The organism is Paenibacillus sp. MMS20-IR301, from assembly GCF_032302195.1.
Taxonomy (GTDB): Bacteria; Bacillota; Bacilli; order Paenibacillales; family Paenibacillaceae; genus Paenibacillus_AQ.
The window spans coordinates 6,797,501-6,822,817 of sequence record NZ_CP135275.1 but is presented as its reverse complement, the minus strand read 5'-3'; the positions used below and the strand labels follow the sequence as shown (position 1 = coordinate 6,822,817).

The window sequence follows — 25,317 nt, the reverse complement described above, 5'->3', positions numbered from 1 at the left end:
GCGCTCCTATGGACAGCCGGCATAGCACGCTTGCTGAGAATGCCCTGCTGGGGTTGTCTTACCGCTCCAGAGCGGCACAATTAAACGAGGATCATCCCCGGGTGCTGGTGCTGCTGGCCGGGCATTTTATCGGCATGGAGGAAGGGTATGCCGCTGTACGCAGCTTAAGTGCAGGCCAGCCCCGGCTGCGCTTGCGCTTATGGGTTGATGATCCGCTGCTTGATACGGGCAGCACCAGACAGTTCGCCGCCTGCACCGGAGTGGATGATTTCATCCGCCCCGGGCAGTCTGTACTGCCAACATCAGCCGATGCGGAAGCCTTGTTCATCCCTGTACTTTCGCTCTCCCTCCTCTCCCGGCTTGTCCAGCTGGATACCGGGCATCCCTTCGTAAGGCTGATTATCGAGGCCTTATGTGCCGGCAAGCCTGTAGGTGCTCTGACTCTAGGAGCCCAGCCGGACCATTACCTCTGGGGGGAGCGGGGTCTATCACAGGCCAGTCCCCTGTTGAAAGCGGGAATAGAAGGTATGGTATCCACTATAGCCGGTTACGGAATCAAGCTGCTTACCCCCTCCGGCATTAGCAGCTGGGTGTCCGCAGGTGCTGCACCGCCCGGGAAGCAGGTGCTGACTGCAGAGGATATCCGCGGGGCTGCCGGGCTGGGCAGGACCGCCATCCGCCTGAACGGGCCATCCATAATTACTCCGCTGGCCAGAGACACTGCCCGGCATTACGGAATTGAAATTATCCATGCAGGATTCGAATAATCGAGGTGACTATCACATGAAGCTGGGAATCATTACAGGACACGTCGTGGCTACGCGTAAAGACGAGAATCTCGTTGGTGCCAAGCTGCTGATTGTGCAGCCCATCCTTCCTGATCATACGTCTGCGGGTCAGCCGGTTATTGCAGTTGACACCGTAGGCGCGGGCATCGGGGAGACCATCCTATACGCGGTTGGCAGCGTAGCTTCAAGAGCCACGCAGCATCCGAATGCTCCAGTCGATGCGGCCATTGTCGGAATTGTAGATAGTGTAGATTGTCCCAGAGGAGGAGGCTTATAGCCTATGCTTACAACAGAGATCAAAGATGCCATCCAGCGGCGGCGTATGATTGATGTCCTGCTCTCCGGCCGGCATCCGGCCGACCTTGTTCTGAAAGGCGGCTACATCATTAACGTAATAACCCGTGAAATCTACGAAGGAGATGTTGCCGTAGCAGGCGACCGGATTCTCCTTGTCGGTAAGGCCGACAAGCTGATCGGCCCGTCTACGGTGGTCGAGGACATGCGCGGCAAATTCATCAGTCCCGGCTTTATCGACTCCCATATGCATTTCGAGAGTGCAATGCTGACCGTTACCGAATTCTCCAAGCTGTCTATTCCCACCGGAACGACCACCCTGGTGGCCGATCCGCATGAGATCGGCAATGTACTCGGGGTTCCCGGAATGAAAGCAATGATTGATGAAGCCAAGACCCTGCCAAACCGCGTGCTGTTTACGGTGCCTTGCCTCACACCTGATGTGCCCGGCCTTGAGACGGCGGGTGCAGACATCACTTCTAAGGATATGGCGGAGCTGCTGGCAGACGGCCTTGTTCAAGGCATTGGTGAGCTGCAGGGCTTCAGCAACGTCCATCCGGTCTACCGGAATGCCCCATACCTGATCGATGATCTGCTCGCTTCCGTCTCTTATGCCAAATCTATCGGCAAAAGCATCGAGGGCAACGCCCCCGGCCTGTCGGGCCCCGAGCTGGCTGCCCATATCATCTGCGGCGGCGGTCATGTCTCCTGCCATGAGACTACAACCAAGGAAGAAATGATGGAGAAGCTGCGTTACGGGGTCAGTGTATTCATGCGCGAAGGCTCCTCCCAGCGCAATATGGCGGAATGCATCCGGGTAATCACCGAGGAGGGCATGGATTCCCGGCGGGCTATTCTGGTCTCGGATGACATGGTGCCGGAGGATCTGCTGAAGAACGGCCACATGAACGATATCATCCGCCGGACCATCGCCGCCGGTATCGATCCGGTTGAAGCCATTCAGATGGCAACTATCAATCCGGCCGCTCATTTCGGCTTTCAGGATATCGGAGTACTCGCTCCGGGCAAAAAAGCCGACATTGCCGTAATCAGCGACCTGGTGCAAATGACCATTGCCGGGGTGTACATCAGCGGAGTCAAGGTTGCCAGCGAAGGTGAGCTGACACGCGAGATTCCCTCCTATATCTATCCCGAATCCGTGAAAAAGTCGGTCAAGCGGAAACCGGTTAAGCTCGCTGACCTGCAGCTCTCTGCGGAAGGTGCCAGCGGAACAGTCCGTATCCGCGCCATCGAGGTCATTCCGGACCAGAACCTGACCGGTTCCGGCATTTATACCGCTACCGTGCAGGATGGTGTTGTGCAGCCTTCCGTTCAGGAGGATCTCTTGCCCCTGCTTGTGGTAGAGCGGCATGGCCGCAGCGGTAAGATCGGCAAAACCTTCGTCCGCGGCATGCAGCTTAAGGCAGGCGCCATTGCCGAAAGCGTGGCCCACGACACGCATAACATCATCGTCACCGGCACCAATTATGCCGATATGGTAACAGCCGTCAACCGGGTCATCGCCATGGACGGCGGCATTGCCATGATTGAAGGCGGCAAGGTCGTCGGTGATCTGCCGCTGCGGATCGGCGGGCTGATGACCGATGAGCTGACCGGCAAAGAGATGAGCGCAAGAATCAGCGAGCTGCACCGGCTGGCCCGTGAGGAGCTGGGCTGCACCCTGCATGTGCCGTTCATGCATCTCTCCTTCCTCTCACTCGTCACCAGCCCGGCCTGGAAAATCACCGATATCGGCCTGATCGACGCCGATGCCTTCACCGTACTGCCGCCGCTCGCCTAGTACCGTTTACCCTTTTTCTGAATTAGAAAGGAGCCATCCCATGGGTATTCAAGTCATAGATCTGTCCCAGGAAATCTATCAGGGCATGCCGGTATTCCCGCCCCATCAGAAGACGATGATCTTTCCCAATATGAGCCATGCCGAGAGCAAGAGCAGGCTCGGCTTCGAGTTCGCCACCAATAATCTGCTGATTAACGAACACGGTCCCACCCACAGCGATGCCATATACGAATACGATCCGCTCGGGCCGACGATTGATGAGATGCCGCTGGAGTATTTTTACGGACCGGCTGTCTGCCTGGACCTGTCCCACATCTCACCGGATGCCTATATTACCCGCTATGACCTGGAACAGGCGCTGCACAAGGATCATCTCCATCTGGATAAAGGCGATATTGTACTGCTCTATACCGGTCATTATAACCGCGCTTACGGCAGCGAAGAATGGCTGACCCGGTATGCCGGGCTGGATTACGAGGCTGCCGGATGGCTGGCGAAGCAGGGAATTATTAATATCGGCATTGATGCACCCTCCATCGACAATCCGCTCGACCCGTTGTTCTCCGGACATCTGATCTGCCGGGAATACCGGATGACCAACACCGAGAACCTCTGCAACCTGCATCTGATCGCCCAGAAGCGGTTCCTGTATTTCGGGCTGCCGCTCCGGATCCGCCGGGGCACCGGCTCTCCAGTCCGCGCTGTCGCGGTATTCATCGAATAAACTATAGAAGGCAGGTGACTGGATCATGACCAAAGGAAGAATAGTCGAAGAAATTTTCGTTCCCGCCTACGAAGGCAGAAGTGCACTTGTGCGTAAAGGCCAGACGCTCTACATCATCGATACCGAAGGCAAGCAGGTCGGCGATTTCGTCTGCTACAATGCCGCTGACCCTGACGAGCATGTCTCTCCCGTACATATGCGGGCCTCGCTCAGCAGCATCCGGCTGAAGCCCGGCGACGGCCTCTACAGCAACCGCCGCCGGCCGCTGATGCAGCTGACGATGGATACGGTGGGCAGACATGATTTCTTTTTTCCGGCCTGCGACTATTACCGGTATAAAGTTGACTTCGGGCTGGAGGAGCATCCGAACTGCCATGATAACCTGCAGAAGGCGCTTCACAAATATCAGCTGGGCCATAAGGAGCTGCCGGACCCCATCAACTGGTTCATGAACAATGCACTGGACGAGAATCTCGACTACGTAATTGAAGAGCCGCTCTCCCGGCCCGGTGATTATGTCGCCCTACTGGCTTTGACAGATGTAATCGCCGCCCTCTCCTCCTGCTCGCAGGATCTGGCCCCGGTCAACGGCTACAAGGTCACCCCGCTGCTGATGCAGATCACTGAACCGGACTCAGGCGTTGCCCTGTAATGACCGTGATACTCCTTACCGTTAATCTTCAGCGCTGCATGTAGCTTTTGTACACAGATATTGTATTTGTTCACTGCCGGATTCTTCATCCTGTTCACTGTTGTAACCTTGCTCTACTGTCCTGTTCATGGCCTGAAGCTTATAATCGTACTATGAACAATATAGATCAGGCCGGTAACGCCAGAGTACACAGTGAATCAGGGGGCTGCTTATGAGACGGAACAAGATCGGCAATCAGAGAGCGCTGTACAGCAGATTATTGATCAGTATTACGCTTTGCGTTTCCTTAACTTTTCTGGTCTCCACCATCATTTATTACAACTACTACATCGGGGTGGAAAAAAAGCAGGCGTTCCGCTCCGACCTCAGCAACCTCACACAGACTAGCAGGGAAGTCGTCAATATGACCGATGCTGCACAGTCACTTTCTTTTCAAATCTACCGCAACAGCACGATTTCCAAAATTGTTTTCTACGATAAGCCCGATATTTATGATGTCACGGCTGCCATGTCCGAGCTGGGCAATTACTTAAGCTCTATGCCTTATATTGAATCCATCTATGTGTATAATCCCAAAAGCGGGCAGATTTACATCGCCTCCTCCCATGGCCAGAACGGTGTGTTTACCGAGCAGGAGCTGGTGGATAAGCCCATTCTGGATATACTGGGTCATTACCAGGACTATAAGGCTTTCACGCCGATCCCCAGAGTCTACTCTAATGGCGCGAGGGAGAATGACCAGGTTCGGGCTTATACTTTTTTGTGCCTGGATGCTATCGGCTGGGACCGGACCATCAATTCTGCCGTCATCGTGAATATTTCTGCACCCTGGATCAACAAGGAAATTACCAGTTCGGTAGATTCTAAGAGTGCTACATTTATTCTTGCGGATCAGGGCGCCTTCCTCTCCGGCAACAGCCTGGAGCAGCAGGAGCTGTCCCGGGAGGAATCCGGCTGGATTCAGCAGCGGATCAAGGGCCGCGATGCGGGGTATTTCATCGACTCCTTCGGCGGCGTGAATTCGCTGATCTCCTATACGGCGCCGGATGACTTAGACTGGCAGTATGTGCGGATTACGCCTTATAACACCATCATGGAGCAGACCAATAACATCCGGAATGCCACCCTGCTGATTGCCGCGCTTATTCTGGTGGGCGGTATTGCCCTCTCCTGGCTCATGTCCAGAAGCCTCTATCTGCCGATCGACCGGATTGTCAGTGAGATGAATATTCTCGAAACCGAGAAGCGCGACAGCATGTTCATGATCCGGCAAAATACACTGCGCGATCTGATTCTCGGCCTGAAGCCCCTGCAATCCATCCAGCAGATGGATAAGCTGCGCCAGCTCGGGATTCATTTCACCTTCAATGATGATTACCGCCTGATTCTGCTCAGAATAGATCATTACAAAGAATTCAGGGAAGCCCGTTCCTCCTATCTGCTGGCCTCCAAGTTCGCCATTATGAATATCGCCTCGGAGATATGCGGCCAGACCTACCGCGTGGAGACTGTAGACATGAACGATGACGGCATCCTGGTGCTGCTGAACATAATTGATCCTGTAGAGTACACAGATACGGGACTGATCGAGGCGCTGCTCCGGCAGATCCAGCAGGCCTGTTCCGATTATTTGAAAATCAGCCTCACCCTCACCTACAGCCACATCGACCGCAACGCAGACCAGCTGCACCAGCTCTACAAGCAGGTCAGGGAAGCTTCGGAGCACCGCCTGTTCTATGGACATGGCTGTATAATTAACGCCCGGGATGTCTGCATCCGGGAGTCCGGCAATTACCATTATCCTACCGACAGGGAGAAGAAGCTGGCCGACGCACTGCTGAGCGGGAAACTGGAGGATGCCGCCGAACAGTTCAGCAGCATTATCCGGGAGACGGAGGGGTATCCCTTCCAGACGGTACAGCTGGCTGTATCCAGACTGAGCGTGACCGTACGGGAGATCGTTGCAGCTGTACAGAAACGTAACCGTTTACAAAATGACGGATTTACCGGCCTGCCTTGCCTGGATTCAATCGAGACCGTAACCGAGCTGGAGGAGGCCTTCTCCGCCCTCTTCAACAATATACGCGACCAGCTGGCTGACAAAAAAAATACCAAGCAGCATGACCTGATCTGCCTGATTAACCAGAAAATCAGCGAATCGTACATGAAGCCCAATCTAAGCCTCAACCAGCTCGCCGATGAGCTTGATATGTCGCCGATCTATATCAGCCGCCTCTACAAGCAGCAGACCATGAACAGCATCGTCGATGTCATCCTGGAGGTACGGCTGCGCGAGGTATGCTCCCTGCTGGAGAACACCGACCTGCCGGTAACCACCATCGCCGAGCGCTGCGGCTTCACCAGCAGCTCCTATCTGCACCGGATGTTCAAGCGCAGCTTCGGCACGACACCTACCGATTACCGCCGCTCGAAGCATGTAAGCACGTAGCGCTATCTCCGCCCTCCCCCGCTTTGGTGGAACACCAAGCCCGCTCCGCGCTCCCCCGCTTCGGTGGAACACCAAGCCCGCTCTGCTTCAGCCAGTCTCCATGTACACGGAGACTGGCTCTTCTGCTTCCTCCCCCTGCCACAGAAGCCGGCGCCCACGCTTACTGGCAGCCTTGGCACGTCCGGTCCGGATACCGCTTAAACAGCGGAGAGGACGGAATGAATGTGGAGAAGCGAAGCGGTCGCCTTTGTGTCCGGATTTTCACCGACAAGGTAGAATCAAAAAAATCCGGACACAACAGCGATTGGAACATCATTCCGTTCTCGGAGCGTCCACCCAACGCACCCAACGCACCCAACGCACCCAACGCACCTAACGCACCCAACGCACTCAGATTCCCTACTACGTCATGCCTGCACTTGAGCACCTGCACCCGACACAAAAAGCCCCAAAAGCCATAAGGCTTCCGGGGCTCCCCTCTACTTGATTCCCTTCTCCGCAACATAAGCATTCCACTGCTTCGTCCATTCCGCCTGAATCTTCTCAAGTCCGGCCTGCTTGGCCTTCTGCAGGAAGGTGTCAAGACCCTTGTCGATATCATCTACCAGCCCGGCCTGGAGCGGGAACAGGTACTGCTTCTCCACTTGCTCCAGCGCCGCTTTCTCCGCCTGATAGGAGGAATAATCTTCAGCGAAGCCGAGGAACAGGTCCGGCTTCTGGATTTTATCGAGCTCATCGAAGATGGCCTTCACTCCGTCAAAGCCCTTGTCGAACAGCATGTACTCCGGATTTCTCCAGGCCCAGCCGTTCATGCCCTCACGTGTGAAGCCGTTGGTCTGGCTGGTGCCGAGCAGCTTATAGTAGCCGTCTTCGACAGTATAGTTCTTGCCTTCAATCCCGTATTCCGTCAGCTGGTTGTAGCGTTTGTCCAGCACCAGCTTTTCATAGAAGGCGAGCGCCCGTTCCGGATTTTTGCTGCTCTTCGGAATGGCGAAGCCGTTGTGGACCGGGTGCACCGGTGTAGCATACCCCGTCGTTAATCCGAATGGCGAATAGCCCAGCTCCCATTCAGGATGGGTCGTGCTGATCTTCATGACCATATCGTTGAAGCGGGTAGGGTTATCCCCGAACATGCTTGCTGCTTTGCCCGAAGTAATCGGATCCTGCATCGTATCCTTAATGTTCAGCACGTTCTTCGGAATGAAGCCCTTCTCCTGCCAGCGCTTCATCGTCTTCAGCTCTTCTTTTTGCTCATCGGAGCCCCAGTAAGAATAGACTTCAGTAGGAGTCTCATATTTCACGCCCATGCCGTAAGGCAGCGCGCCGACCATCTTGTTGAGCTCAGTATAAATGTAATGGAGATTATTGCCGACGTCACTGTTCAGGGAAGCCGGCATCAGATCCGGCTCGTTCTGCTTGATTCCGTCCATGTAGGCCTCATAGCTGGCCAGATCGGTAGGCTTCGGCAGATTGTATTTCTTGCGCAGATCCTCACGCCACACGAAGCCATTGGTCACATACTCCTTATAAGTTGCAGGTACAGTGTAGATTTTGCCGTCAACCTTAACATCCTCCCACATCGACTCAGGGACGAATTTCTGCAGCTCCGGTGCAGCCTTAGGCAGCAGATCATCCAGGGCCAGGAATGCGCCGCGTTTGGCATATGAAGCATATTGCGTCCAGTCCGCCGTGAAGATCAGATCAATCGCCTGGCCGGAGGAGAGCAGCAGCTTATATTTCTGATCCCAGTCCGTCCAGCTGGTGTAGTTGAATTTAACGGTAGTGTTGAGCTCCTCCAGAGCCATCTTGTTGACTTCCGCCTCAATCGCCGGAAGATCCTTAGGCGCATCACCGAGCATATAGAACTGCAGCTCCACTTTCTTCGAAGTGTCTATGCCGGGTTCTGCTGTAGCTGCGGTACCTTCCGTGGCTGCCGCCGTGTTATTTTTGCCGCTGTCTGCAGTGCCTGAAGCCTCTTGGTTGCTGTTATTGCCGCCGCATCCTGCAGCGAGAAGCGAGACCGCCAGCATGGCCGTAAGGACCGCCAGCGGTTTTTTCCGTGCATTCTTTTTCATTTGAACCCTCCTAAAAGTTTTGTTTGCATAGCTTTCTTCATGACTTCGTACAAAACTCGCTTCGGAAGCATACGCTAAGTTTTGTTAGCATAGCTCCTTGCATCCATTCCGCAATACCGTAACTCTATGTTAGCTGAACGGCAGACCCTTGTGACAGCACAATCCTGCCGTTCAGTTCTAACCTTTGACCGCGCCGATTGTCAGGCCTTTAACGAAATAACGCTGGATGAACGGGTACAGGAACAGAATAGGCCCGGTGACAACGATGGCCATCGCCATTTTCGTCGACTCTGTAGGCAGATCCCCCCCAAGGCTCACGCCGGTCCCCGCACCCATATTGGCAATGAACTGAGCGGAGTTAATCACATTGTACAGATGGAACTGCAGCTGATACTTATGGGTATCATTGATGAACAGCGAGGATGAGAACCAGTCATTCCAGTAAGCCAGGGCAAGAAACAGGCCGACCGTAGCGATGCCGGGCATCGACAGCTGCAGCACAATCCGCCAATATATCTTGAAATCACCGGCCCCGTCAATCTTGGCGGATTCGAACAGCTCCTCGGGCACAGCGGACCTGATGAAATTCTTCATCAGAATGATCAGAAACGGTGTCATCAGCCCCGGAAAAATCAAGGCCCCATACGAGTCCGTCAGGTTCAGATATTTGGTCATCATAATGTACCAGGGCACCAGTCCCCCGCCGAACAGCGTAGTGAAATAGATGTAGAACGAGAAGGTATTGCGGTATTTGAAATCCTTGCGGGCCAGCACATACCCGGCCATCGTCATGAAGAACAATCCCAGCGCCGTACCCGTCACCGTGGTAAACAGGGTTACCCCATATGCCCGCAGCACCTCATCCGGGAATGTGAATACCGTCTTGTACCCTTCCAGGGAGAACTCTGCCGGAATCAGATGATAGCCGTCCCGGATAATTGAGTCATTGGAGGTCAGCGAGGCCGAGATAATCAGCAGGAACGGGATCAGACAGGCCAGGGAGCCCAGTATAATGACCGTATACGCCAGCCCCTGCAGCAGCCTCGTATAGTGATCGTCTTTGATATGCATGCTCTTTCTCTCCTCCTAGAACAGCGCGTAATCATCGTTTATTTTGCGGATAATGTAGTTCACCGTCATGATCAGAATGAAGCCGAACAGCGATTGGTACAGGCCGGCCGCCGTAGCCATTCCGATATCAAAGGTCACCTTGAGTGAACGGAACACGTACGTATCCAGAATATCTGTCGTATTGTACAGCACCCCGTTATTGCCGATCAGCTGGTAAAAGAGATCAAACTGCCCCTTCATAATGCTTCCGAGCGAGAACAGCAGCAGCACGACAAAGGTGGACTTCAGCATCGGCACCGTGATGTACCAGATCCGCTGGAAAATATGCGCTCCGTCAATTTTGGCCGCTTCATAATATTCATCGCTGATCCCTGTAATAGCTGCCAGATAGATGACCATGCTGTAGCCGAGGTTCTTCCAGAGATAGAATAGGACAATCAGGAAGATCCAGACCACCGGCTTATTGTAGACATCAACAGGTCCGGCTCCGAACCGGGCAAGCAGCGTATTCAAGAAACCGTTATCATAATTGAACACGTTGTAGACGATAACACTCAGAATAACGAAGGAAACGAAATACGGCAGGAACATGATGGACTGGGTCAGCTTCTTGAACCATTTGTGGCGCAGCTCGCTCAGCAGAATCGCACAGACAATGGCCAGCACGTTGCCCAGCAGGATGAAAGCCAGATTATAGCCGATCGTATTGAGCGTCAGCTTCACCAGTGTGCCCGATTTCCAGAGGAACTCAAAGTTCTTCATCCCGATGAACGGGGCATCGAACAGCCCGGAATTGAAATCAAACTGGGTGAACGCATAATACACACCAACCATCGGAAAGTACGAATTAACCAGGAAGAACAGCAAGGTCGGCAGCAGCATCAGAAAAAGAACCCGGTTGTGGATCAGCTCATGCAGAAAGCTTTTCTTCCTTCTTATCCGGGGGCCGGAATCAATTTGCGGTGACAGCCTGCCGCTGTCCTGCAAGGGAAGCTGGGTGGCAAGCAGCATGCCTGCCTTGCGCTTACGGTGTCTCAAAGCCTTCACTCTCCTATACCTCTATATAAGTTGCAGCAGCACTGGCTTCCGGAGCCTCCACTCTGAAGGCCCGTATGACTTCGTCCAATGTATGACCTGAGTATAGAAGACACCCTCTGCAGCTGAACAGTGAAGCTTCCGGCTATTCCTGTATTTTATTGCCAAGCGTCGGGTGTACTTTTCCTACTTTGGTGCACGAACAGCAGAATTGAACGCCAAAAAACCCCACAAAGTGGGGCGTTGGCTTATATTAAGAGTTCTGGCCTACATCTCAACTGTAAAAGCCTTGCAAGGCGTCTCCCGTATGCCCTGCGAATGGCCGTTAAACTGCATTTCCGCCTGCCTGAGCACCTTCCGCTTCCGCCAGCGCAGCAGGACCAGCCCGCCTCTTGCCGCTTCATCAGCTATCATGCAGCAATAGATGCCAAGCAGCCCCCAGCCCGATGAGATACCGAGCCAGTAGGAGCCGCCCACGCCGATCAGCGACATCGAGATCATGGAGACTACCATCGTATAACGCGTGTCGCCGATGGCATTGAGCGAATTCCCCATCGCCATATTCAGCATTTTGGCAGGCTGCAGCAGGAGGTTCAGCGCAAGCAGCGAGACACCGATGGCTACAATCTCCGGATCAGCTGTGAAGAATCCAAGCAGCCTGCGGCCGAAGAGGTACAGCAGCACCACATTGGCACTGACAATAGCCAGGCCGATGAACAGCGTCCGAAAGGCACTGCGGTATGCTTCCTGCGTCTGCTTTGCCCCGAACAGATGGGCGATTTGAATCTGTCCGGCCATAGCGATAGCATAACCCAAGGTGAAGCAGAAGGATTCGAGCGTATTCAAGTATGTCCGCGCAGCCAGCTCTTTAGCGCCCAGCATGGCGAGAAAAGAATAGATCACCAGCTGCGACAGCACCCAGGAAGAGGAGTTCAGTCCGAGCGGCCAGCTAATTCTGAGAATCTCCGTAAATAATCTACGGTGGAAGATCCGGAAGTCCGGCAGCCGGATCCGGCGTTCGAAGGCGCTGCTGAACATATACAGCAGGGCAGCCACGCCGAGCAGTCTGCTGATCATCGTCGAGACGGCAATGCCGCCAAGGCCCATCTCCGGCAAGCCGAACATACCGAAGATCAGGATGTAATTCAGTACAATATGGATTACATTCACAGCGACCCCTGTGTACATCGGCCCCTTAGTGTTGCCTGTATTACGGATGGCCGAGCCGAGCGAAGCTGTCATGCCGACCAGGAAGAGCCCGCCGCCTACATAGGTAAGGTAAACATGTGACAGCGGAAGCAGACCGCCGGTAATATGGAGCATCCGTGCAACCGGATCAGCATACAGCAGCAGAACGATGCTGACGGCAAATCCCAGGAGCGTGCTGACGCTTACCCCCATGATCGCAATGGTACGGGCCTCATCATTCCGGCCGGAGCCGAGGCGCTGGGCAATCAATATACCTGCACCTCCGGCGAAGGTGGTAAACAGTGTAATCAAGGCACCGAACAGCTGGTTGGAGATCCCTACGACCGCCACTGCATCATCTGAGATCCGGCTGACCATGAGGGTATCCACGGTTCCAAGCAATGTTTGCAGAAATATCTCAATAAATATAGGCCAGGCCAGCATCCACAGTCCGCTCTTCCCGCCCATAGTTTTCACAGTACAAACCCTCCCCTGCCGGTACCCGGCTGCTGTATTTCCGTCATGTTGCCTGACAATTCAAACTTGCCCGAGATAAATTATAGATGATATACTCTGGGAAATGTACCAGATCTCAAACCTAAACTTTCAATATCCAAACCACCCTCAGGAGGCCATATAATGAATCCGCTTCTTTTCCGTATCCCGCCCCTGCCGCATTACATTGCAAGCGGCTTTAACCGCTACCCGCCCGGCTATCATCATCCGAACCGCCAGCACATCAAAGTATTTGATCTGCTCGTCGTCCTGCAGGGCTGCCTGTACATCGGTGAAGAAGAGCGGCGGTTCATGGTTAATGCAGGTGATGCCCTGATTCTGCGGCCGGACTGCCATCATTTCGGAACAGAAGGCTGCCGGGAGGATACCGCCTATTACTGGCTGCATTTCCAAACCGCGCATGAGTGGCCTCCATTACCCGGTTCCGGTCTGGATTCCGGCAGCTCCACTGAACCGGTGGGGGGCTTGCCCGCTTCATTCTTCAATATGAGCGCATTTAATCTTGCGCTGCCGCAATTCGTCACGCTGCTCCAGCCGGCCAAGGCGGAAGAGCTGTTGGCCCAGCTGGGGCAGCTGCAGGCTACCGCTCATCTGGAAGCGGTCCGCTTCCGGCAGCAGGTTCTCTTTCAGGAAGTTCTGCAGCTGCTCGCCGCCTCGGTGAAGCCGGGACAGCGCGGCTCCCAGTCTACCGTATGCGCCGAGCAGGCCGCCTCTTATCTCCGCGCCCATTACCGCGAAGAGATCACCACCGCCAAGCTCGGAGACAGCCTTAACTTTCATCCCGTCTACATCGCCCGCTGCATGAATAAGGAGTACGGCTGTTCACCGATGGAATATTTGCTCCGCTACCGGATTGAGCAGAGCAAACTGCTGCTGATGCAGACCGGCTTCCCCATCGCCCGGATCGCCGAGGAGGTCGGCTTCAACCAGGCGCCTTATTTCAGCTCGAGCTTCATGAAGCTCGAGGGGCTGTCACCGCGCGAGTACCGCCAGCGCTTCACATGAATCAAGCCCACAACCCTATCCCCGCAAACCCATCCCCGCAAAGTGAAGTTTCTCATCGATGCCAAGCCAGGTACTTTGCGGGGGCCCCGAAACCTATCCCCACAAAGTGAAGTTTCTCATTGATGCCATTCAGGTACTTTGCGGGGGCCCCGAAACCCATAAATACTTCTCAAGAACCAAAATGACGGTCCGGTTGCTGCTCTATTACTTTGTCCAAACCTGCTGCCACAAATGGGACGGCTTCCGCTAGGTGCCCGCTACTACAGAAAATGCGCTGTACAGCGCTGGGTATTAGCTTAGTCGTTACTCTTTTCCCGGCGAAGATTCTTCTGTTTAGTAGCTGCGTCCATTTCACTTACTTTGGCCTGTTTCCCTAGTAATAAGTGCTCTTTTTCCACTTGCTGTTTAACCTTGCTTTCTTCGCTCTTGCAGCAAGTGTACTTTATCCATCTATTGTTTTACTGCCGGTCTGCTGGCTCGCGTAAATACCGTTCCACGCCGCTCAAGCCACTTTTCACCGGTATCCACAATTTTTAATTTACATAATTTCCTTTTACAACAAGAAACAGGCCATCAGCAGTTTACTCCGCTGATGGCCTATGGTCAATACCCGCTTACTCCGCCTCCGGCGCCGCCGCGCTCAGCCAGAACCCGAACTCCACCTGCTCACCGCCAGGGATCCGGTACTCCGGATGCACCGGCGCTCCCCAGCTGTCATCACCGCCGACTCCCATCTGCCCCGCAGCCACAGTCACTACGGTGTAGTGTACTTTGGGCAGCTCGTAGTGATGGGCCGCCTGTTCCAGCTCGAACGCTGTGTATGGCGACAGCGTACATTCCAGCGGCTCTCCCGCAGCCGCCTCAATCTGCAGCCCGCAGCCGCGCTCGTCCGTAATCTTGACCTGGCGTACGCCAGTCCGGTTACCGGACTCCTGCGGCACCAGATAAGGTGACGGCAGCTCCGTCACCTTGCGCCGGAAGCGGCCCAGCCGTGCCCCGCAGGCGCGGTCACTGTAGTTCTCTTCCGGCCCGCGGGCATACCAGTCCGACTCTCCATAATCGGCGGACATCCGGAAGGACAAAGCCACAAGCGGCACATCCGGCAGTCCTGCCGCCCCGCTGTGGAGCATACGCACCCATATCCGGCCGTCGGCGCAGACCGTGTAATCAACACGGGTCTTCAGCTCCCTGCTGATGCTGAATTCATAATCGAAGCTAACTGTCGCCCGGTCTGCTCCGGCCTCAAGCCTTACCGCTGTGCAGCTGCGGTCAAGGCTGGCCGCGAACCAGCTTCCTGCATGATAGGCAAGCGAAGTCCCTTTATCATTATCGGTGGTGGCCCGCCAGAAGAGCGGAGCAGGCGGCGTGGCAATTATCTCCCGCCCTCCGTAACAGAGCGACACAAGTGTTCCGGCCTGCTTCGAGAACAGGGCTGAGAATCCCCGTCCGGTTACGCCGATATTCACATCGCCTTCGATCACGCTGAACTCTCCGGCTTCAGGCAATAGGCCCTGTCCGCGCTCCGCTGCAGCCGCCTCATCTTCAATCCGGAAGACAAGCTCACCATAGGCCGTCTCGAACCCCGCTTCAGCCCACAGCTCCGCTTCCTTCAGCACCAGGCTTGCCGCCAGCGTATACTCTCCCGGAGCTCCCTGCACATCCGGCAGCGCAAGCGCAATACGCGCCTCTTCCTGCGGCCCAACCGCCAGCTCCTGCTGCCCCTTGAAGATCTCCCGGCCTTCCCGGTACAGCCGGTATTCCAGCCGCAGCCGCTCCGTGCCTTCGAACAGATTGCCGTTGATAACTGTTACAGCATTCTGCTCCGGCACGAGCCGGATGTTCTGGTAGAGGAACTTCACCTCCTGCATCTTCGGCGTCACCGTCCGGTCAGCGAAGACGATCCCGTTGCCGCAGAAGCTGTAGTCAGTCGGCCGGTCATCGAAATCCCCGCCGTACGCCAGATACTCCTCACCGTATCTGTTCTTAGTGATTAGCGCCTGATCGATATAATCCCAGATGAACCCGCCCTGATACAGCGGATACCGGCTCTCCAGCTCAATATATTTATGGAGCCCCCCGACAGAATTGCCCATCGCATGCATATACTCGCAGCTGATGTACGGCTTATCCGGCTGACCCTCCAGATATTCGGCAATATCGGCCGGCTTCGCATACATCCGGCTCTCCATATCGCTGGTGTCATTAAATTCCCTGTTATGGAATACCCCTTCATAATGCACCAGCCGTCCCGGGTCTGCCTTGCGGAAATAATCCGCCACGTTCAGAATCACCTGACCGGCGTACGACTCGTTGCCGCAGGACCAGATCAGGATCGACGGGTGATTCTTGTCGCGCTCCAGCATCGACACCGCCCGGTCCGTCACAATGTCCTGCCACTCCGGCTTATCGCCGGGGATATTCCAGGACGGCTCAACTGCGCCCATCTTTTGCCATGAGCCGTGGGATTCCAGATTCATCTCATCAATGACGTACACGCCGTATTCATCACACAGCTCATACCACAGCGTCTGATTCGGATAATGCGACGTCCGCACAGCGTTGATATTATTCTGCTTGAGAATAACGATATCCTTAAGCATATCCTCCCTGGTAATGTTCCGGCCCCTGCGGGCGTTGAACTCGTGGCGGTTGACCCCTTTAAAGATAATCCGTTTCCCGTTCAGCAGCATCAGCTTGTCCTTCAGCTCGAACATGCGGAAGCCGGCCCGCTGCACAATTGCCTCCACCAGCTCCCCGCTGCTGTTCTGGACAGAGATACAGACACTATACAGGTAAGGATTCTCTGCACTCCACAGAGAGACCGTACCCGCCTCCAGCTTGATAACGGCCCGTCCGGCCACAGCCTGCCCTTCAGCTTCCGCCACAAGGGCCCCGGCGGCATCCTTCAGCTCTATACTGATCAAAGCGTCCGCTTCTGCCGCCATGCTAAGCTCAGCCGTGAGCGTCCCTTCCTTGTAGGCTGCATCCAGTCCGGCCTCAATCCGCAGATTCTGCACATGCAGCTCCGGTACCGTATACAAATACACCTCGCGGAAAATCCCCGAGAACCGCCAGAAATCCTGATCCTCCAGCCAGCTGCCGCTGCAGCGCTGATAGACCTCAACCGCGAGCTTGTTCGCCCCGTCCTGCAGATATGGGGTCAACTCGAATTCCGCCGGAGTGAAGCTGTCCTCGCTATAGCCGACGAACTGCCCGTTAAGCCACACATAACAAGCCGCCTCTACTCCCTGAAAAGATATAAAAACAGGCCGCTCCTTCATATTCGCCGGCACCTCGAACTCCTTCACATAGCTGCCCGCCGTATTACTGGCCTCAGGAATTGCCGGGGGCCGCACCGCATCCAGCCCGTCCCAGGGATACATCGTGTTGGCATATTGCGGCCTGCCGTATCCCTGAAGCTGAATATGACCGGGTACCGTAATGTTTCCCCAGCCTCTTGTGTCATAGTCCTTCTTATAGAAGTCCTGAACCCGGCTGGCCGCGTTCACCGCATAGCTGAATTTCCAGTCCCCGTTCAGGGAATGGCGCATATCCATCGGCCCCTGTCTTTCCGCTTCCTCCATGCTATGATAATACCGGTGATCCGAATGCGCTTCCAAACGGTTCACCTTAAATACCGCGACATCACTTAACCAGCTCAGACTTGGCTCTTTACCAGACATTATATGTTCCTCCTTCATATGCTTTCAGCATAATTGCTGCCGTTCTCCCTCTTTACTTCCTTCCCCATGCAGAATCTCTCCAGCTTCATCTTACCCAAGACGTTCACGGGTGCAAAGTGCACAATCACAACTAAGCTGCACATAACTGACATTTCCGCAGTATCTGCTCCCTTAGAGCATCATAAGCCTTGGCCGTCCTTAATTTGAATAGCAAATTTATCGTTTTTACTATATTATTTAGCTCATTTTGGCAGACAGACTATCCTTCTCCTCTACACCAATCTCCCCCAATTTCAGCTAAAAAAAGCCCCGGCGCAGCGGCATCCGCCGTGCGCCGGGAGCTTTTGAAGAATCGTCCGGTTTATTCAGCCTGTTAACCTTTGACCACAGCATTAACCTCTTTATACTCCGCCAGAGTCAGCACCTCGCCGAAGATTCCGATATCCCGCAGACCCGAGAGGTGCATCTCCTCGTCCTTGGAGGCACAGCAGTCGCTGATACACTTGACCTTGTAGGTGTGGTACATGGCATCGGAGGCCGTTGAGCGGACGCAGACATTGGTCCATACCCCGGTGACGACCACCGTATCAATCCCCTCCTCACGGAGGAACAGATCCATATCCGTATAGCTGAAGGCGCTATGCCGTCTTTTCTGCACAATATAATCGCCCTTGTCCGGCTGCGGGGCCAGCTCCGCAATGAAATCCGATCCCCAGGTGCCCTTAATGGCATGAACCGGTCTGACCCGGAAATCGGCATCATTCTGCCGGTGCGCCTCCTGTACGAAGATCACCTGAATGTCATTCTCATGGCTGAATTCCACCAGCTCCTGAATGGCGGGCACAATCCCCGCACCGTTCGGACAAGTCAAAGCCCCGTCCGGATGAATGAAATCATTCAGCATATCTATAATCACTATCGCGTGTTTGGCCACTATGCTCACTCCTTCTTAATATTTCAGCAGCCGCGGAAGCTCGCTGATAGTCTGCCGTTTCACAAATTCACCATAACCCGGTTTACCGACTACACCAAGCTCGTCATCATAGACCAGAGTGCCTCTGACAATGGTTTTATCCACCTTGCCCTTCAGCTTCATCCCGTGGAACGGCGTATATTTCGGCTTGCAGTGCATTTTATCTTTGTCGAGCGTCCATTCCTTTTCCAGATCCACAATCGTGAAGTCGGCGTCCGTTCCGATCTCCAGCGCGCCTTTCTTTGGATACAGGCCATAGTGGATGGCCGGATTCGTGCAGAGCAGCTCAACCATCCGGGACAGGCTCAGTCTGCCTTTGTTGTAGCCTTCACTGATCATGATCGGCACGAGTGTTTCCACCCCCGGAATCCCCGGGAAGGAGGTCCAGACATCCATGCCCGGCGCGTCTTTTTCCGTAGCAATCTCATAAGGGGCGTGGTCGGTTGCCATGAAGTCGATCGTTCCGTCCGCCAGCCCCTGCCACAGCGCTTCATTATCTTCTGCACGGCGCAGCGGCGGGGCAATTTTGGCAAAAGTCCCGAACTCCGTCATCGCGTCCACCGCATTCAGCGTCAGGTAGTGCGGACAGGATTCCGCAGTTACCTTCAAGCCCTTAAGCTTCGCTTCCTTAATCAGCTGATTACCGGCCGCCGTACTCATATGCACGATATGCAGCCTTGCTCCCGTTTCCTCAGAGAAGCTGATGCCCAGCTGGATTGCCGCTTTTTCCGCCAAAATCTTACGCGCTTCCGCCCAGGCGGGATAATCCATCCGCCCTTCTTTTTTCAGCTTCTGGGTGTAGTAATCGCAGATAGCATAATTCTCGGCATGAATCCCGATCGGCATCCCGGTTTCCGCTACAGCATAGAAGGCTTCGAGCATCTCAGGATCGGTAACCCGCGGGTAGGAAGGCACAGACGGGGTCATATATACTTTAAAAGCTACCACACCCTCTGCCGCCTGCTCCTTCACAATATCCAGCACATCGTTGCGCACATCCTCACCAGTAATCCCGCCCCACATTGCATAGTCGACAACACCCTTGCCTTCAAGGGCATTCAGCTTGTTATGCAGATTCTCCACCGAGCGTACCGAAGGCACGCTGCAGCATGGCATATCGACAATCATCGTAACCCCGCCTGCCGCAGCACTGCTGGTTCCGGTAACAAAGTCTTCACGGTGTGTGAACCCCGGATCATTAAAGTGGGTATGCGAATCAATGACCCCCGGCAGCACCAGTTTGCCCTCTGCATCAATCACCGTCTCCGCTTCCGCCGCGATATCCTTGGCAAACCCGACAATAACACCTTTGTCCACCAGAATGTCAGTCAGCACCTGTCTGTCGCCCTGCGGAATATTCGCATTCTTAATGATCAGTTCATAACCCATGAATACACACCTCTTCTTTTAGGATTTGTATGAAACAACACTCTGACTGGGGCGGACAGCTCCTGCTTTTCTCCGGTTTCTGCGCACGACAAATAACCCAGGATACAAAAGGTATCAGGCAGATACCGCCACACCACACGAATACATACATCCGCATAGTGAAAAGCAATTCCTGTCGTATACCTCCTGTAGCCTGGGGCAATTTACGGTCGCCTGGTCGAGACGCTCAAACCGGATTAATGAGCTTATACAAGAGCTTATTCTATTCGTCCATTCAGATAAGAAACCAGCTATCGGCGATAACATGTCATATTACTTGACTCGATTTCCAATAACAGCTTCTTCAAGTGCCTTAATCATATCATTCCTGAGCATTTCGTCAAGATAACATAGCGACTCGTCAAGAAAAGGCCATAAATAATGTTATATATCATAACATAAATTTAGCTATTACTTTGCTTCCCACAGCTTCACTGTGTCAGCACTACCCTGCTAATTTATTGTATTAGCCGCTTCGCAGTATGTCCTAAGCCTAGTCCCCGTAAGGTATTATTGTTGGGACAGACTGGAATTTAATTATATTCCCCTGCACTTCCGGACCGGTTCCTGCCTGTCATGCACCCGCTTCTTACAGCATTTTCCTGTCTGCGCTGCAGCGACAATAATCATACCTGCGGTTTGCTGTAATTAAGCCGGATGCTCACACTTTATTCGCGGTCTCCGCTGCCTTCTCCAACGAAGAGAAATAAGCGATCTTATGCTCTATCTTTTGCGCAAAGCTCTGAAAGAACTTAATCTTCTCCTCAATCTCCAGCTTATGCGCCTGAAGCAGCTTACGCTGTTCCGGCAGCGCTGCTGTCCCTTCCTGGGATAACGCAATGAACTGCTTAATCTCGGCGATCGGCATTCCGGTATCCTTCAGACAGCAGATTAGTGAAATCAGCTCCAGATCCTCATCATGAAAACACCGGTTACCGTGCTCATCCCGGGCCACAACAGGCAGCACGCCTTCCCGTTCATAATAGCGCAGGGTATATTGGCTTAATCCGCTTTTTTGTGCTATGGTTTTGATGCTGTATCCCATCTGTCAGCCCCATTCCGCCGCTGTAGCTGCGGCAAGTTGATCTATCTCTAAGGTACCACCAATCCGAATCTATTAAAAGAGCGCTAACAAATCTGTTGACTTACACCTAACTCTAAGGTCTAAGCTTAACCCTGTACCTTCATTTAAGGAGTGAATAATTAATGGTAAAAAGAATTAACGCTGCCGGCGGTGCACTTGAGGTAGCAGAAATTTCTCTAGGCTGTATGCGGCTTGCTGACTTGTCCCCCCAAGAGGCGGATGTACATATCCACAGCGCCCTTGAGGCTGGCATAGACTTTTTCGATCATGCGGACATTTATGCGGGCGGCAAAGCTGAAGAGGTATTCGGCGATGTTCTGGCTGCAAGCCCGGGGCTTCGCGACCAGCTGATGATTCAGACCAAATGCGGCATCCGCCAAGGCTTCTTTGATTTCTCCAAAGAGCATATTGTCAGCTCCGTTGAGAACAGCCTGAAACGCCTGAAGACGGATTATGTCGATGTGCTTCTCCTGCACCGCCCGGACACCCTGATGGAGCCGGAGGAAGTCGCTGAAGCCTTCGATCAACTGGAGAGCAGAGGACTGGTCAAACACTTCGGGGTAAGCAACCTGAACCCGCTGCAGATTGAACTGCTGAAGAAAAACGTCAAGCAGCCCCTCCTGTTCAACCAGCTTCAGCTGAGCATTATGGTTACAGGCATGATTGATGCCGGCTTCAACGTTAATATGACGAACTCCGGCTCCGTTGTACATGATGGAGGCATTCTGGAGTACAGCCGCCTGCATGACATGACCATCCAGCCTTGGTCGCCGTTCCAATACGGCTTCTTCGAAGGAGTCTTCCTCGGCAACGAGAAGTTCCCTGAGCTGAATGAAACCATTAACCGTCTTGCCGCAGAAAAAGGGGTAGCGGATACCGCCATCGCCATTGCCTGGCTCCTGCGCCATCCGGCCAAAATGCAGCCGATCGTCGGCACCACTAACACTAAGCGCTTGCTGGATATCGCCAAGGCTTCGGATATCACCCTCAGCCGCCAGGAATGGTACGAGATTTACCGTGCGGCCGGGAATGTGCTGCCTTAAGAAGGCATTAAGCCTAACACCATACGCCAACCAGAAACCCGCAATAAGCCTGGGATATCTCAAGCTTATTGCGGGTTTTATTTACCCATTCTATGTCCGCCAAACTATAAAATTTTAATTTTTTTGTATGATACAGTTTATATTTTATCAAAAACTGTTATACTCATATTACAAAAAAATCTTTCTTTTACTACAGTTGTTTGTAGTGAAATAGATTTATAATTTTTATATAACAGTTTTCCAGAAGTTCGCAATTGCTTCAGTTGCTTGACGATCACAAATAATAAGAATGAGAAAGGTGAAACTAATGAAAAAGTGGACAATGCTAATTGCAACCGGAGTGTTAGGTGCTGCCTTACTTAGCGGCTGTGGCAGTAATGCCAGCTCCGACCAAAGTTTAACAAAAGTAGAACAAGACAAGGTTTTAACCGTAGCAACTTCAGGTACCCTCTATCCTTCTTCTTATTACAATGATCAAAACGAATTAGTAGGCTACGACGTAGATATAGCCAAAGAAGTAGCTGCTCGTTTAGGTGTGGAGATTCAATTTAAAGAATACAATGTGGACGGGCAAATTGCTTCTTTGACAAAGGGTGAGGCTGATTTGGCCGCAAATGATTTTGGTCTTACTGCAGAACGTGAGAAGAAATTTAGTTTATCCGAGCCAATTAAACATTCCTTTGACAGTATGATTGTACGGCAGAGTGACAATTCCGGAATAGCTTCCTTGGAAGATCTGGCAGGCAAAAAGGCAGCAGGCGAGCCGAATACAAGTTATATGAGATTAGCTGAGGAATATGGTGCAAAGCTTGTGATCTATGACAATGCGACAAACGATCAGTATTTGACGGATGTTGCAAATGGCCGTACTGATGTTATTCTCAATGATTATTATCTGCAAAAAATGTCAATCGGAGCCCTTCCCGATATCCCTGTTAAAATCTTAGAAAATGTGTATTTCAACCCTAATGAAACCGGATTTTTGTTCGTTAAAGAACACAATGAGCTTCGGGAAAAAATCAATCAAATGCTCGCGGATATGCGGACAGATGGCACTTTAACAGAGATTTCCGAAAAGTATTTTCAAACGGATGTGTCTGTGAAATCGGATCAGGAAATTCCCAAAGCTGAAACAAAGAACTGATGTATATCCCAACGCTTGATTTCAACTTAATATGGAGTTCCTTGCCATTTTTGCTCTTAGGACTACCTTATACATTAGGAATTACGATTATTTCTTTTTTAGCAGGAAATGTATTAGGAATCTTGCTGACGTATTTGGGGATGCTGCCTAACCGATGGATGAAAGTATTCGTTCGCGGTTATCTGTCCTTTTTGCGGGGAGTACCCGCATTAGTTCTGCTATTCTTACTGTACTTCGGTTTGCCTTACCAACTTCCGGCATTGGCAGCCGCAATCATTTGTTTTACACTGACAAGCAGTGCTTTTATAGGAGAAATCTATCGGGGGTCCATTGCCGGTGTAGACCGGGGGCAATGGGATGCAGCATACGCACTGGGCTTTAATTTCCCCCAGGTGCTGCGCTTGATTATTTTGCCGCAAGCCTTTCGCATCTCTATACCGGCATTAAGTAATGTGGCTATGGATCTGCTTAAAGGAACATCACTGGCAGCAATGATCACAGTCCCTGATGTCTTTCAAAAGGCCAAGATTGTCGGCGGCCGGACATTTGATTACATGTCGATGTACGTCTTAGTAGCCATCATCTATTGGCTGCTGTGCATGGGTATCGAGGCGATACAAAAATACCTTGAACGCCGGATTGCCCGCCGCTTTGAAGTAAATCACAACAAAGCGCAGTAAAGCATTGGGTAACGCAAAGTCCTGAGCCGCTGGAAAGATGAAGCGATTCAGGACTTTCCTATTAATGGGTTTATAAAGATAAATAAAAAAAGTCCACTAGAGATTATCTCTAATGAACTCTTTTATCTGATACCGGCGAGAGGACTCGAACCTCCACGGTTTCCCACTCGATTTTGAGTCGAGCGCGTCTGCCATTCCGCCACGCCGGCATATGCATTGATTAGTTCTAGAATAATGATGGAGGTGCCACCCAGATTTGAACTGGGGATAAAGCTTTTGCAGAGCTTTGCCTTACCACTTGGCTATGGCACCAAATAAAATGGAGCGGACGACGGGAATCGAACCCGCGACCCTCGCCTTGGCAAGGCGATGCTCTACCGCTGAGCCACGTCCGCATTTCAATGGCTGGGGATATAGGATTTGAACCTATGCATGACGGAGTCAAAGTCCGTTGCCTTACCGCTTGGCTAATCCCCAACATTTAATTTTCAAAAAAAATGGGGCGACTGATGGGTCTCGAACCCACGAATGCCGGAACCACAATCCGGTGCGTTAACCCCTTCGCCACAGTCGCCATATTAAATTCGGTTAAAATATTACCTCATAATTCTTATAAAAGAAATGGGGCGGCCGATGGGTCTCGAACCCACGAATGCCGGAACCACAATCCGGTGCGTTAACCCCTTCGCCACGGCCGCCATATTAAACTTTTATATGAAATTACTTGGCAGGGGCAGCAGGAATTGAACCCACACCAACGGTTTTGGAGACCGTTGTTCTACCTTTAAACTATGCCCCTAAAAATGGTGGAGGCTGATGGATTCGAACCACCGAACACGTACGTGAGCAGATTTACAGTCTGATGCGTTTGGCCACTTCGCTAAGCCTCCGAGGATGGTGCCGGCGAGAGGACTTGAACCCCCAACCTACTGATTACAAGTCAGTTGCTCTACCAATTGAGCTACACCGGCATATTAAGTTATGGTATAAATGGTGGCGCGGGAGGGAATCGAACCCCCGACACAAGGATTTTCAGTCCTTTGCTCTACCGACTGAGCTACCGAGCCATATAATTTTTGTTAACCATAAAGATGGCGGAACCGACGGGATACTCTTCACTTCGTTACGAGATTGCGATGTAATGCTCACGAAGTTTATGCTTCAACGAACCCTTATATGGATTCTCATCCCTGAAGCAGATAAAGATGGCGGAACCGACGGGATTCGAACCCGCGATCTCCTGCGTGACAGGCAGGCATGTTAGGCCAACTACACCACGGTTCCAGGATAAGTAAATCTCTTGTTTGAGATTAATTGCGGGGGCAGGATTTGAACCTGCGGCCTTCGGGTTATGAGCCCGACGAGCTACCGGGCTGCTCCACCCCGCGTCATTAAAAATATTGTCCCTTGGGGTCCCCGGAAAGTACCCGGAATCCTCTGCGAAGCCTTTGCTTCACTTTGTGGGGAATGTGTATGGTGGAGGCTGAGGGGTTCGAACCCCCGACCCTCTGCTTGTAAGGCAGATGCTCTCCCAGCTGAGCTAAGCCTCCATGAGATATCTCATGAAAATAATTGGTGACTCGTATGGGATTCGAACCCATGTTACCTCCGTGAAAGGGAGGTGTCTTAACCCCTTGACCAACGAGCCATGCTGTTTATTTCTAAAAGTAACGCTACGGAGAGA

General features: G+C 52.8%; 18 protein-coding genes, 15 tRNA genes and 1 riboswitch (1 of these 34 running past the window's edge). Of the genes, 10 read left to right on the top strand and 23 right to left on the bottom strand.

The window, feature by feature from the left end:
• Positions 1-8: 8 nt before the first annotated feature.
• The 6 genes from LOS79_RS29470 to LOS79_RS29445 all read left to right on the top strand — a co-directional run bounded on the left by LOS79_RS29470 (position 9) and on the right by LOS79_RS29445 (position 6,708).
• Positions 9-767, top strand: a complete 759-nt coding sequence (locus LOS79_RS29470; protein ID WP_315414385.1) for a hypothetical protein — start codon at positions 9-11, stop codon at positions 765-767.
• Between the two features lie 16 nt (positions 768-783).
• Positions 784-1,065, top strand: a complete 282-nt coding sequence (locus LOS79_RS29465; RefSeq protein WP_315414384.1) for a EutN/CcmL family microcompartment protein — start codon at positions 784-786, stop codon at positions 1,063-1,065.
• 3 nt (positions 1,066-1,068) lie between these two features.
• Positions 1,069-2,883, top strand: a complete 1,815-nt coding sequence (locus LOS79_RS29460; protein WP_315414383.1) for an adenine deaminase — start codon at positions 1,069-1,071, stop codon at positions 2,881-2,883.
• Between the two features lie 40 nt (positions 2,884-2,923).
• Positions 2,924-3,607 (top strand): cyclase family protein, encoded by a 684-nt coding sequence (locus LOS79_RS29455; RefSeq protein WP_315414382.1) that lies wholly within the window; start codon positions 2,924-2,926, stop codon positions 3,605-3,607.
• A gap of 25 nt (positions 3,608-3,632) precedes the next feature.
• Entirely contained in the window at positions 3,633-4,259 is a 627-nt protein-coding gene (locus LOS79_RS29450; RefSeq protein ID WP_315414380.1) for an urea carboxylase-associated family protein, read from the top strand.
• 211 nt (positions 4,260-4,470) lie between these two features.
• Positions 4,471-6,708: a helix-turn-helix domain-containing protein gene (locus LOS79_RS29445; RefSeq protein WP_315414378.1), complete on the top strand. Its 2,238-nt coding sequence runs from the start codon at positions 4,471-4,473 to the stop codon at positions 6,706-6,708.
• A gap of 479 nt (positions 6,709-7,187) precedes the next feature.
• Here the strand turns inward: LOS79_RS29445 and LOS79_RS29440 are convergent, their stop codons facing one another.
• From LOS79_RS29440 to LOS79_RS29425, 4 genes are all read right to left on the bottom strand, one after another.
• Positions 7,188-8,783, bottom strand: a complete 1,596-nt coding sequence (locus tag LOS79_RS29440; RefSeq protein ID WP_315414377.1) for an extracellular solute-binding protein — start codon at positions 8,781-8,783, stop codon at positions 7,188-7,190.
• 177 nt (positions 8,784-8,960) lie between these two features.
• Positions 8,961-9,854, bottom strand: a complete 894-nt coding sequence (locus LOS79_RS29435) for a carbohydrate ABC transporter permease (RefSeq protein WP_315414375.1) — start codon at positions 9,852-9,854, stop codon at positions 8,961-8,963.
• 15 nt (positions 9,855-9,869) lie between these two features.
• On the bottom strand, positions 9,870-10,736 hold the full coding sequence (locus LOS79_RS29430; protein ID WP_397386819.1) for an ABC transporter permease: 867 nt from the start codon (positions 10,734-10,736) through the stop codon (positions 9,870-9,872).
• 420 nt (positions 10,737-11,156) lie between these two features.
• Positions 11,157-12,545: an MATE family efflux transporter gene (locus LOS79_RS29425; RefSeq protein WP_315422502.1), complete on the bottom strand. Its 1,389-nt coding sequence runs from the start codon at positions 12,543-12,545 to the stop codon at positions 11,157-11,159.
• A 171-nt stretch (positions 12,546-12,716) separates the two neighbouring features.
• On the opposite strand from LOS79_RS29425, the gene LOS79_RS29420 reads away from it, so the two are divergent.
• Complete coding sequence (locus LOS79_RS29420; protein ID WP_315414374.1) at positions 12,717-13,598, top strand: helix-turn-helix transcriptional regulator; 882 nt, start codon at positions 12,717-12,719, stop codon at positions 13,596-13,598.
• 614 nt (positions 13,599-14,212) lie between these two features.
• Here LOS79_RS29420 and LOS79_RS29415 read toward each other — a convergent pair.
• The 4 genes from LOS79_RS29415 to LOS79_RS29400 form a co-directional block, all read right to left on the bottom strand.
• Positions 14,213-17,281, bottom strand: a complete 3,069-nt coding sequence (locus tag LOS79_RS29415) for a beta-galactosidase, LacZ type (protein WP_315414372.1) — start codon at positions 17,279-17,281, stop codon at positions 14,213-14,215.
• 373 nt (positions 17,282-17,654) lie between these two features.
• On the bottom strand, positions 17,655-18,215 hold the full coding sequence (locus tag LOS79_RS29410) for a cysteine hydrolase family protein (protein ID WP_315414370.1): 561 nt from the start codon (positions 18,213-18,215) through the stop codon (positions 17,655-17,657).
• A gap of 15 nt (positions 18,216-18,230) precedes the next feature.
• On the bottom strand, positions 18,231-19,643 hold the full coding sequence (gene allB, locus LOS79_RS29405; protein WP_315414368.1) for an allantoinase AllB: 1,413 nt from the start codon (positions 19,641-19,643) through the stop codon (positions 18,231-18,233).
• A 169-nt stretch (positions 19,644-19,812) separates the two neighbouring features.
• Positions 19,813-19,916, bottom strand: a riboswitch (purine riboswitch).
• 427 nt (positions 19,917-20,343) lie between these two features.
• Positions 20,344-20,727, bottom strand: coding sequence for a MerR family transcriptional regulator (locus tag LOS79_RS29400; RefSeq protein ID WP_315414367.1), 384 nt, complete (start codon positions 20,725-20,727; stop codon positions 20,344-20,346).
• A 161-nt stretch (positions 20,728-20,888) separates the two neighbouring features.
• On the opposite strand from LOS79_RS29400, the gene LOS79_RS29395 reads away from it, so the two are divergent.
• The 3 genes from LOS79_RS29395 (at position 20,889) to LOS79_RS29385 (ending at position 23,633) form a co-directional block, all read left to right on the top strand.
• Positions 20,889-21,809, top strand: coding sequence for an aldo/keto reductase (locus LOS79_RS29395; protein WP_315414365.1), 921 nt, complete (start codon positions 20,889-20,891; stop codon positions 21,807-21,809).
• A 307-nt stretch (positions 21,810-22,116) separates the two neighbouring features.
• Positions 22,117-22,953 (top strand): transporter substrate-binding domain-containing protein, encoded by an 837-nt coding sequence (locus LOS79_RS29390; protein ID WP_315414364.1) that lies wholly within the window; start codon positions 22,117-22,119, stop codon positions 22,951-22,953.
• Positions 22,953-23,633, top strand: coding sequence for an amino acid ABC transporter permease (locus LOS79_RS29385; protein ID WP_315414362.1), 681 nt, complete (start codon positions 22,953-22,955; stop codon positions 23,631-23,633). The genes LOS79_RS29390 and LOS79_RS29385 overlap by 1 nt, the downstream gene beginning before the upstream one ends.
• A 130-nt stretch (positions 23,634-23,763) precedes the next feature.
• On the opposite strand, the gene LOS79_RS29380 is transcribed toward LOS79_RS29385, so the two are convergent.
• The 15 genes from LOS79_RS29380 to LOS79_RS29310 form a co-directional block, all read right to left on the bottom strand.
• Positions 23,764-23,842 (bottom strand) — tRNA-Leu (locus tag LOS79_RS29380).
• Between the two features lie 29 nt (positions 23,843-23,871).
• Positions 23,872-23,945: transfer RNA gene (locus LOS79_RS29375), tRNA-Cys, on the bottom strand.
• 8 nt (positions 23,946-23,953) lie between these two features.
• Positions 23,954-24,028: transfer RNA gene (locus tag LOS79_RS29370), tRNA-Gly, on the bottom strand.
• 7 nt (positions 24,029-24,035) lie between these two features.
• Positions 24,036-24,110 (bottom strand) — tRNA-Gln (locus tag LOS79_RS29365).
• A 21-nt stretch (positions 24,111-24,131) separates the two neighbouring features.
• Positions 24,132-24,207, bottom strand: a tRNA-His gene (locus LOS79_RS29360).
• 48 nt (positions 24,208-24,255) lie between these two features.
• Positions 24,256-24,331, bottom strand: a tRNA-His gene (locus LOS79_RS29355).
• Positions 24,332-24,358: 27 nt separating this feature from the next.
• Positions 24,359-24,432: transfer RNA gene (locus LOS79_RS29350), tRNA-Trp, on the bottom strand.
• Positions 24,433-24,437: 5 nt separating this feature from the next.
• Positions 24,438-24,523: transfer RNA gene (locus LOS79_RS29345), tRNA-Tyr, on the bottom strand.
• A gap of 5 nt (positions 24,524-24,528) precedes the next feature.
• Positions 24,529-24,604, bottom strand: a tRNA-Thr gene (locus tag LOS79_RS29340).
• Between the two features lie 20 nt (positions 24,605-24,624).
• A tRNA-Phe gene (locus tag LOS79_RS29335) sits at positions 24,625-24,700 on the bottom strand.
• A gap of 139 nt (positions 24,701-24,839) precedes the next feature.
• Positions 24,840-24,917 (bottom strand) — tRNA-Asp (locus LOS79_RS29330).
• 30 nt (positions 24,918-24,947) lie between these two features.
• Positions 24,948-25,021 (bottom strand) — tRNA-Met (locus LOS79_RS29325).
• Between the two features lie 86 nt (positions 25,022-25,107).
• Positions 25,108-25,183: transfer RNA gene (locus LOS79_RS29320), tRNA-Val, on the bottom strand.
• Between the two features lie 23 nt (positions 25,184-25,206).
• Positions 25,207-25,281, bottom strand: a tRNA-Glu gene (locus tag LOS79_RS29315).
• Between the two features lie 28 nt (positions 25,282-25,309).
• Positions 25,310-25,317 (bottom strand) — tRNA-Ser (locus LOS79_RS29310); it runs 82 nt beyond the window's last position.